8 protein-coding genes are annotated in these 7517 nt (G+C 55.0%); 4 read left to right on the forward strand and 4 right to left on the reverse strand.

Going from position 1 to position 7517, the window contains the following annotated elements:
* The 4 genes from ACIQ2T_RS10735 to ACIQ2T_RS10750 all read left to right on the forward strand — a co-directional run.
* Window positions 1–377: acyl-CoA dehydrogenase family protein (locus ACIQ2T_RS10735; protein ID WP_397590802.1), on the forward strand; the 377-nt coding region annotated here is incomplete at its 5' end.
* Between the two features lie 39 nt (window positions 378–416).
* Window positions 417–1151 carry a gamma-glutamyl-gamma-aminobutyrate hydrolase family protein gene (locus tag ACIQ2T_RS10740; RefSeq protein ID WP_397590803.1) on the forward strand — a complete coding sequence of 245 codons (735 nt, stop codon included), beginning with the start codon at window positions 417–419 and terminating at the stop codon, window positions 1149–1151.
* Window positions 1152–1355: 204 nt separating this feature from the next.
* Window positions 1356–2747, forward strand: coding sequence for an aspartate aminotransferase family protein (locus ACIQ2T_RS10745; RefSeq protein WP_397590804.1), 1392 nt, complete (start codon window positions 1356–1358; stop codon window positions 2745–2747).
* Window positions 2748–2801: 54 nt separating this feature from the next.
* Window positions 2802–3605 (forward strand): FKBP-type peptidyl-prolyl cis-trans isomerase, encoded by an 804-nt coding sequence (locus ACIQ2T_RS10750; RefSeq protein WP_397590805.1) that lies wholly within the window; start codon window positions 2802–2804, stop codon window positions 3603–3605.
* Window positions 3606–3622: 17 nt separating this feature from the next.
* Here ACIQ2T_RS10750 and ACIQ2T_RS10755 read toward each other — a convergent pair whose 3' ends face one another.
* The 4 genes from ACIQ2T_RS10755 to ACIQ2T_RS10770 form a co-directional block, all read right to left on the reverse strand.
* Window positions 3623–4753: an ABC transporter ATP-binding protein gene (locus ACIQ2T_RS10755; protein WP_397590806.1), complete on the reverse strand. Its 1131-nt coding sequence runs from the start codon at window positions 4751–4753 to the stop codon at window positions 3623–3625.
* Between the two features lie 15 nt (window positions 4754–4768).
* Window positions 4769–5605: an ABC transporter permease gene (locus ACIQ2T_RS10760; RefSeq protein ID WP_300037941.1), complete on the reverse strand. Its 837-nt coding sequence runs from the start codon at window positions 5603–5605 to the stop codon at window positions 4769–4771.
* Window positions 5605–6519, reverse strand: a complete 915-nt coding sequence (locus ACIQ2T_RS10765; protein WP_397590807.1) for an ABC transporter permease — start codon at window positions 6517–6519, stop codon at window positions 5605–5607. Before ACIQ2T_RS10765 ends, ACIQ2T_RS10760 begins: the two co-directional genes overlap by 1 nt.
* A gap of 3 nt (window positions 6520–6522) precedes the next feature.
* Window positions 6523–7517 (reverse strand): PotD/PotF family extracellular solute-binding protein (locus tag ACIQ2T_RS10770; RefSeq protein ID WP_397590808.1); only part of this gene is annotated, 995 nt, incomplete at its 5' end.

The raw sequence follows: 7517 nt of genomic DNA on the forward strand, positions 1-7517 counted from the left end.
GTCTTGATGTCGTCCTGCCTTATGTCCGCGAACGCAAGCAGTTCGGCAAACCCATTGGCAGCTTCCAATTGATGCAAGCCAAAGTCGCCGACATGTATGTCGCGCTGAATTCGGCGCGCAGCTATGTGTATAATGTCGCGCGTGCGTGCGATGCCGGACAGACCACGCGTTTCGACGCGGCAGGCGCAATCCTGCTCGCCAGCGAAAGCGCGGTGAAGGTTGCTGGCGAAGCGATTCAGGCATTGGGTGGCGCTGGTTATACCAAGGACTGGCCTGTCGAACGCTATTGGCGCGATGCCAAGCTGCTCGACATTGGCGCGGGAACAAATGAAATCCGCCGGATGTTGATTGGTCGGGAGTTGATCGGAGCGGCGTGAATGGTCCGGTGAACAGGAAGTAGCGCGGGAGCCAGCAGAATGAGCCGTCCGGTATTGGGTGTCATAGCCTGCAATCGCATGGTCGGCAGTGAAGTCGCGCAAGCGGTGATGAACCGATATATCCGCGCCGCGATGACCTATGCCGATGTAGCGGCGTTAATCATCCCTTCGCTTCCCGACCTGATGACCGCCGCAGATGTCGCCCCGCGCATCGACGGCATTTTGCTCACGGGTAGTCCGTCGAATGTCGCTACGCGCCTTTATGGCGAAGATGGTGGCGATGGCCCATTCGACGATGGCCGCGACGAAATAGCAATATCGATGGTGAACCGCATGATCGATGCGCAAAAGCCTGTGTTTGGTATTTGCCGCGGTTTTCAGGAAATCAACGTCGCTTTGGGCGGTACGCTGCGCCGCGACACCAGCGCCAGTGATGACCTCATCCGCCACCATGCGCCGGATGACGTTTCCTTCGATGCGATGTTTGAACACCGTCACGCCGTGGATCTTACCGATGGGGGGATGTTGGCCAACGCCTATGCAAAGAGCGCGCTGGACGTGAACTCCGTCCATTATCAAGGCATTGGTAAGCTCGCAGATGGCCTGAATGTTGAAGCACGCGCGCCCGATGGCCTTATCGAAGCCTATAGCGCCCGACCAAATGGCGCCCCCTTGCTTGCGGTGCAATGGCATCCCGAATGGGGAACCGAAAATGATCCAGATTCGCAAACCTATTTCCACCTTTTGGGAAAGGCGTTAAGAGGCAATTTGTGAATAGAACTGTTACCCGCTTTAACCGCTACCAAGCACGGATTGGCTTTTCGCCTTAAATTCTGGCGTGCCTTTTCCCTTCACCCCTTCTGATAAAAGCAAGGGTAAGAAAAAGGCCTGAAACGGTGTGCCGCGCACTTGGCGGGCACCCTCCCCCAGCCCTTCCAACATGCAGGAAGGGAAGCCAGACATTCAAGGAACCAATTTATGCCACGCAATTACGACATCGCCGAATTACGCCGTTTGGACATCGCCCACCATTTGCCCGCGCAAGCCGACTGGCAAGAAATCGAGGATTTGGGCGGAAGCCGGATCATCACCCATGCCGAAGGTTGCTACATCCATGATGGCGATGGCAATCGCATCTTGGACGGCATGGCCGGCCTGTGGTGTGTGACCGTTGGTTATGGCCGCGATGAATTGGCTGAGGTCGCGCGCGAACAAATGCTTGAGCTGCCTTATTATAACAGCTTCTTCAAAACTGCGAATGCGCCAGCGATCATGCTCGCGGACAAAATTTCCAGCCTCACCGGCGGCCGCTTGCCACATGTGTTTTTCAACAGCTCCGGCTCCGAAGCCAATGACACGATTCTAAGGATGGTGCGCCATTATTGGCAAGTGAAGGGCGAACATAGCCGCACCATCATCATCAGCCGGCACAACGCCTATCATGGCTCCACGGTTGCTGGCGTCAGCATGGGCGGCATGAAATCCATGCATGAACAAGGCTTCCCAGCGCCCGGAGTTTTGCCGATGCCCGGCATTGAACATGTCCGCCAGCCTTATTGGTATAATGAAGGCCGCGATATGACGCCGGAAGATTTCGGCACCGCATGCGCGCAAGCCATTGAGGACAAGATATTAGAAGTAGGTCCTGAAAATGTCGCTGCCTTCATTGGTGAGCCGGTACAAGGCGCGGGCGGCGTTATCATTCCGCCGGCAAATTACTGGCCACAGGTTGAAGCGATTTGCCGGAAATATGGTATATTATTGGTCTGTGACGAGGTTATCTGCGGCTTTGGCCGGACGGGCAATATATGGGGCCACGAAACCATGGGCATCCAGCCGGACATCATCGCGATGGCCAAGGGGCTGTCATCGGGTTATCTGCCGATTTCCGCCGTCGCCGTGAGTGCCGAGATCGTAAAGGTCATTAAAACGGGCGGCGATTTCGTCCATGGCTATACCTATTCGGGGCATCCCGTCGCGTCAGCGGTAGCCTTGCGCAATATCGAAATCATGGAGCGCGAAGGTCTGTTCGAGAAAGTCCGTGACGAAACCGGCCCTTATTTGGCCAAAAAGCTGGCGACTTTAAGTGACCATCCGCTGGTCGGCGAAGCACGCTCAATCGGTTTACTGGGCGCAGTGGAGGTTGTTGCCAACAAAGCTACTGGCGCGCGCTTTGGTGGTGCCGAAGGGACGGCAGGCCCAATGGTCCGCGACATCTGTATCCGCAACGGGCTGATGGTGCGTGGCATCCGCGACACCATCGTCATGTGCCCGCCGCTAATAATCACGCCGACACAAATCGACGATTTGGTGGGGATTATCCAAAAGTCGCTCGATGAAGCGGAGCCGAAATTGCGGGCGATTGGGTGAAGGCGAATAAGAAACCATAGTGCTGAGCCCGTTCATCCATTACCGAGGACAATCATGACATCACCAACACTACAGCGCGCCTTGACGACAGCCGCCCTCACCCCCGCCCTGCTCCTGCAATTTGCCGCAGCGCAGGCCGCCGCGCCCGTGGCGGCTAAGCCCAAGCCGCCAGTGCTTTCGTGCACGACAACAACCGCTGAAGGTCTGTCCTATACCGTCATCAAGCCGGGCAATGGTGATCGCCCAAATGCCGAGTCCAAGGTCGTGGTAAATTACAAAGGCATGCTGACCGCAGACGGCACGCAATTTGACTCAGGGCAAGCGTCGGAATTTCCCGTTGGCGGCGTTATCCCGGGCTTTGCGCAAGGACTGCAACTGATGCAGGCAGGCGGAAGCTATCGCCTCTGCATCCCATCCAAGCTTGGCTATGGCGAAGCCGGAACGGGGCCCATTCCCGCAAATGCCGATTTGGTGTTTGAGGTTGACCTGCTCTCCTTCACCAGCCCGCCGCCAAAGCCGGTTATTCCGGTTGCTGAGCGCAATTGTACGCAGTTCACGTCATCGGGCCTTGGATTTGATATCCTCAAGGCTGGCACCGGCAAAAATCCGACCGATGGCGACTTGGTGCTTGTCGATTTTACAGTGTTCGACGCGACATCCGGCGTGGTGCAGCAAAAGAGCGAATGGGAGAAAATTCCACTGCGCCAAACATCGCCCTTTTTCAGTGAGAGCCTGAAAATGATGCAAACGGGGTCAACCTATCGTTTTTGCATGCCCAAGGCCGCGGATTCAGATTCGGCAAGCAACATCATCGTTACTTTGATCGACCTGCGCCCCGCAGCCTCCGCGGATAATTGATTCGGCTGGTTCGGCGTTTAGCTTAACAAAACTACGGGGCTGTCTGCGCGCCAGTGCATGCTGACCTTGTCATCCCACGTGAAGTCTTCTTGGTCATGGCGGGACAGATTTGGGCGGCTGACGCGGATGATATGACCGCCCTCAAGCTGGATGTCATATAGCGTCACATCGCCAAGATAGCTCATGCCCTTAATCGTGCCACGCGCAACATTATGGCCATCAGGGGCATCTTGCGCCGCGGCGCGCACCGCCTTGCCTTCGCCGGGGACGTGGAGGTAAATCTTTTCAGGGCGCAGCGCGATCCACACATTGGCGCCGTGCGGACCGGTTACGCCATGGTTGAGGTAAATCTTGCCAAGCCCAGGACAATCAACCGCAGCTTTATCTGGCTCGTCCAAAGTAAGTGTGCCTTCGAATATGTTTACCGAGCCGACAAAGTCCGCGACAAAGCGGTTGGCGGGATATTCGTAAAGGTCAGATGGCGGCGCGAGTTGCGCGACTTCGCCTTTGTTGATCACCGCAACGCGACTGGCCATCGACAATGCCTCATCCTGATCATGGGTCACGGTGACGAAGGTAATGCCAACCTTGTCCTGCAAGTCCGCAAGTTCGAACTGCATCTGCGCGCGCAGTTTGGCGTCAAGCGCGGAGAGCGGCTCATCCAGCAACAACACCTTGGGCCGCATGACCAAGCTGCGCGCAAGTGCTACGCGTTGACGCTGACCACCCGACATTTGATCGGGCATCCGGTCTTCAAACCCGCCAAGCTTTACCAGTTCAAGCGCTTCGGCAACGCGGTCGCGGGTCTCCGCCTTCGATATGCCCGATATCCGCAAGCCATAGCCCACATTGTCGGTCACGTTCATATGCGGAAACACAGCGTAGCTTTGGAACACCATGTTCACGGGCCGCTTGTTCGGCGGGACAAGGCTCATATCCTGTCCGTCGATGATGATCTGCCCTTCGGTTGGCATTTCGAACCCGGCAATCATCCGCAGCAACGTGGTTTTGCCACAGCCAGATGGCCCAAGCAGAACAAAAAATTCCCCAGCGCGAATATCTAGGCTGATATTGTCCACCGCCGTCACTTTGCCGAAACGTTTGGACACGTTGCGGATTTCAATGATGGGTTGTTTGCCTTCGGTCATAAGGATCTGCCGCTTCTAATGGGTTTCAGCGATGCCCTTCACGCCCTGATATTTCAGCGCGATGAAGGTCAGGGCAACGGTAAGTATGATCAAGATTGTGGACGCGGCGTTAACCTCTGGCGTGACCGAGAAGCGCACCATTGAATATACCTTCACCGGGAAGGTAATCGTATCCGGACCGCTGGTGAAAAAGGTGATGACGAAATCATCAAGGCTAAGCGTGAAGGCAAGCAAGGCGCCGGCGACCAAGGATGGTTTTATATGCGGCAGCAGGACATCGCGAAATGCCTGCCATTCGGTCGCGCCAAGGTCCTTGGCAGCCTCTTCCTCTTCCCTGTTAAAACTGGCCAGCCGCGCGCGGACAACCATCGCGACAAAGGGAAAGCAGAAGGTGATATGGGCAATCGTGATCGCGGACAGGTTCAGCGGCCAAGCCAAGTCAGTTGGCCAGTCGAGTTTGGCAAAGAAGATCAAAAACGCCACGCCCAAGCAGATTTCGGGCACGATAATCGGCAATGACATCGTGCCCTCGACCAGTCCCTTGAACGGGAAGCGAAAGCGCCAGAGCATGACCGCAGCCAAGGCGCCAATGACCAAGCTGATGATCGTCGCCAAAAATGCGATAGTTAGCGAATTGACCATCGCCTCCACCAGACTGTCGTTGTTCAGCGCCTTCTCGTAATATTTGAGGGTAAATCCCTTCCACATCACGTTGCGCTTGCTGTCGTTAAAGCTGAAGATCATCAACACAACCAACGGCGCATAGAGAAACAGCATCGTCAACCCGACCCAACTGCGCATCCATAATTTGCGTGTATATTCAAGCGGAGCGATGGCGGTGCGGTTAAACATTACCGCGCCTCCTTCACTTTGTTCGCGCGCATCGATTGCAGCGCAATCAAAATGAACATCGCGTAAATGAGCAAGAAGGACAAAGCGGCGCCGAAGGGCCAGTCATTTGCGCGCTTGAACTGCCGTTCGATAACATTCGCGATCATCTGGCTATCGGTGCCGCCCATGAGGTCGGGGGTCAGATACGCACCCAATGCGGGAACCAATGTAATCATAACGCCCGCAAAAATACCCGGCGCAGCCAGCGGCACGACGATTTTCATAAAGGTTTTGAAATGTCCCGCGCCAAGGTCAAGGCTGGCCTCAATCAAGCTTTTGTCCAGCCGGTCGAGCGCCGAATATAAAGGCAAAACCATGAAGGGCAGATGGACGTAGACAAGCCCCAAAACGACCGCGAAATTATTGTACAACAACTGCACGGGCGTCCATGCCTCAAGCGGCTGCATGCCCACTAAGGTGCGCAACCAGCTGGCACCGTCCCACAAGCCGCCAAGCCCTTGGTTCATATACCCATTGGTGCCCATCAATGCCATCAGCGCGTAGGTGCGGATCAGGAGGTTGGTCCAAAAGGGCAGCATGATTCCCAGCAGCAACCAAGGGCGCCACTTCGGCGCGGCGAAGGTTATCGCCATCGCGACCGGAAAGCCGATAATCAAGCAAATCAACGTGGTGAGTGCGGCGACTGCAAAGCTTTTGAGGAAAATGGAAAGATACAACCACTCGGTCGCGCGTTTGTAATTGTCGAGCGTGCCCGAAATATTGATATCCGCAGGTCCGGCATTTTGACCGAAGCTGTAGAGCCAAACGATAGTCATGGGCGCGATGAAGAACAGGCCAAGCCAGAAGACCGGTGCCGTTGCAACTGCGGCAAAGGGCTTCTTCTGGCTTTTCCAGTCTTGCAACGCGCCTGACATCAATTAAGCCGCCCGAACGCGGGTAAACGCCTCCTCATATTTCGGCTGAAGATCGGGATTGAATTTCGCATATTCGCACTTCGTCAAGATATCCGCGGGCGGGAAAATGACCTGATTATTCTTATAATCATCTGGCATCAGCGCCTTCACCGCAGCATTAGGCGTTGGATATTTAATCGTCTCGGTGATTTTTTTGCCTACCTCGGCATCCAGCAAATAGTTGATGAACGCATGGGCATTTTTCGGGTGCGGCGCGCCCTTTGGAATGCACAGATTGTCCGAATTCAACTGGCTGCCTTCCTTGGGAATGACAAAGCCGATGTCGGGATCTTCGGCCATAATCTGGGCAATGTCGCCATTATATTCAAGGACAAGGTCCACTTCACCTTTAAGCAAAAGGTCCTGACCATTGTCTTCGTGGAAAGATTTGATGTTTGGCTTTTGCTTGATCATCATCGCTTCGATTGTTTTCAAGTCGGCATCCGTCAGCCCATTGACCGATTTGCCCAGATATTTGCCGTAAAGCCGGAACATGTCGCCAGCCTCGGACAGCACGGCAATGCGGCCCTTATACTCGTCGCTGTCAAACAGGACTTTCCAGCTATCAGGTACCGAATTTACCTTCGACTTGCGGTACCCAATGCCAAGCGCCAGCCACGTGTAAGGCATCGAATATTTCCGCGCCGCGTCATAAGGCACGTCCTGATACTCAGGGGCGACATTTTTGAAATTGGGAATTTGGGTCTTGTCGATTTCAATCAGCATGTCCGCTGCGGCCATGCGCTCGACAAAGTCGTTCGACGGGACGATGACGTCATAACCCTGATTACCGGCACGTAGCTTGGCAAACAATTCATCGTTGCTGGCGAACAAGGTCATGTTCACATCAACGCCGGCGCTGTCCTTATAATCTCCCAAAGTGGTCTCACCAATATAGGTGTCCCAATTATAGAAGTTCAGCTTGGCCTCTTCGCCATTGGCGAGCTTTGCCGCTTCTT

This window comes from Sphingorhabdus sp. (genome assembly GCF_044357595.1).
Classification (GTDB): Bacteria; Pseudomonadota; Alphaproteobacteria; order Sphingomonadales; family Sphingomonadaceae; genus Sphingorhabdus_B.